This window comes from Actinosynnema sp. NPDC059797, assembly GCF_042732085.1.
Classification (GTDB): Bacteria; Actinomycetota; Actinomycetes; order Mycobacteriales; family Pseudonocardiaceae; genus Actinosynnema.
This window is the reverse complement of record NZ_JBHWIE010000684.1, coordinates 1-1,889: the sequence shown is the minus strand read 5'-3', so window position 1 is coordinate 1,889 and position 1,889 is coordinate 1. Positions and strand designations below refer to the sequence as shown.

Annotated in this window: 2 protein-coding genes; one reads left to right on the top strand and one right to left on the bottom strand. The window is 73.2% G+C overall.

Features of this window, described 5'->3' with window-relative positions:
• Positions 1 to 1,052: PrsW family intramembrane metalloprotease (locus ACFV4N_RS43285; RefSeq protein ID WP_499678515.1), on the top strand; the 1,052-nt coding region annotated here is incomplete at its 5' end.
• A gap of 91 nt (positions 1,053 to 1,143) precedes the next feature.
• Here ACFV4N_RS43285 and ACFV4N_RS43280 read toward each other — a convergent pair.
• Positions 1,144 to 1,719 (bottom strand): pyridoxamine 5'-phosphate oxidase family protein, encoded by a 576-nt coding sequence (locus tag ACFV4N_RS43280; RefSeq protein WP_499678514.1) that lies wholly within the window; start codon positions 1,717 to 1,719, stop codon positions 1,144 to 1,146.
• Positions 1,720 to 1,889 lie beyond the last annotated feature (170 nt).

The following is a 1,889-nucleotide window of genomic DNA, read 5'->3' as shown; positions in this document are numbered from 1 at the left end:
GGGTCTACGCGTTCGGTGTCGGGGGTGGCGCGCTGAGCATGCTCCGCTACTTCGGGCAGAACGCCGGCTTCTACGCCCCGGCCCTGGCCGGGGGCGTGCTGCTGTTCGGGCTCTACCTGGTGCCCTGGTTGCTGCTGCTGCGCCACCACAACCGCTTCACCGCCCTGCCGGCGGGGCTGCTGGCGACCGGGTTCGCCTGGGGCGGCGTGGCCGCGACGTTCTGGATCGCGCTGCCCGCCAACGGCGCGCTGCTGGAGATCTGGACCAAGCTCGGCGGCACGTCCTTCGCCTCCGACTGGGCCGCCGGGCTCACCGCACCGATCACCGAGGAGTTCGGCAAGGCACTGGGCCTGGTGCTGCTCATCGGCCTGGCCCCGCGCCTGGTGCGCGGCGCCTACGACGGGTTCGTCATAGGCGCGTTCACAGGACTGGGCTTCCAGGTCTTCGAGGACGTCCTGTACGCCTACAACGGCGCCGTCCAGGCGTACGGCGTCGACCAGTTCGGCTCGACCCTGCACATGTTCCTCGTCCGCGGCGCGTCCGGGATCGTGTCCCACGCCCTGTTCAGCGCCATCTTCTGCGCCGGTCTGATGTGGGTGCTGGGCCGCGCGCCGGGCGAGCGCCACGTGGTGCGCGGTGTGCTGGTCATGCTCATGGCGATGACCTTCCACTTCACCTGGGACGACATGGCCGGCCTCAGCGGCGGCGGGTCCTGGATCGCGGTGCTGCCCCTCCTCATCGCCGCCGTCGAACTCGTCGCCCTGTTCGCGGTCCTGCGCCTGGCGGCTCGCCGTGAACGCGCCTGGACCCGGGACCTGCTCGCCCCGGAGATCGGCACCGGCGCCCTCGACTCGGCGCTGCTCGACGCGGTCAGCGGACTGCGCAAGGACCGCAAGACCTATCGCAGGCACCTGCGCAGCCGCCGCAAAGCCCGACACCTGATCGAGGGCGCGGGCGACCTCGCCCACGAACTCGCCCGCGCCGGCGGTGACGACACGCCGGGAGTCGTGCACGCCCGCGACGAGCTGCGGCGCCTGCGCGGGAACACCTGACCCGGCGCCCGGCCACACGCGGCAGGTCGTCGTAGCGCGGCCGGCGGGTCGGGCGCGGGCACCCGGGAGAAGACCGCGTCGAGGTCGACGGTCACCTCGGCGGGAGGGGCAGGGGCAGGGCGGGCAGCCCGTCGATGCTGGCCTGGTTGTGCTCCTTGCCCGCGCAGTAGGCGGCGAACTCCTCGTCGGTCTTGCGGCCGAAGTAGTCCGCGTGCAGCGTGCGCTCGCCCTGGTACTCCAGGAACGGCACGGCGAACCCGCACGTGTCGCTGACCAGCTTCGCGGTGACCACCACGACGGCGCGCAGCGCGGGGCCGTCGGCGTCGCCGAACCCGGCGACCAGCTCGGGGAAGCGCGGGTCGTCGCGGAACACCGGCTCGCCGGTGCCGTGGACGCGCACGATGTTCGGCGGGCCCTCGAAGGCGCACCACATGAGCGTGATCCGCCCGTTCTCCCGCAGGTGCGCGAGGGTTTCCGCGTGGCTGCCCCCGAAGTCGAGGTAGGCCACCCGGTGCTCGTCGAGCACCCGCCACGTGCCCCGGCGCCCCTTCGGCGAGAGGTTCACGTGCCCGTCGGCCGCCAGCGGCGCGGTGGCCGTGAAGAACATCGGCTGGGCTTCGATGAAGTCCTTCAGCCGTCCTTCGATCCGCTCATAGGTCTTGCCCATGGGGGGAGTATCGCCGAAGGGTGCACGTGGTGACGACGACCATCGCAGCCCTTGGGACGGACCCCGCCGCGCGGCGGTCCCGGAGCCCCCCGGCGAGGGGGGGCCGGGCGGGTGCCCGCACGCGCCCGGCCGCGCGGGCGCGCCACGGTGGGGCCTGGACCGGCCGGACC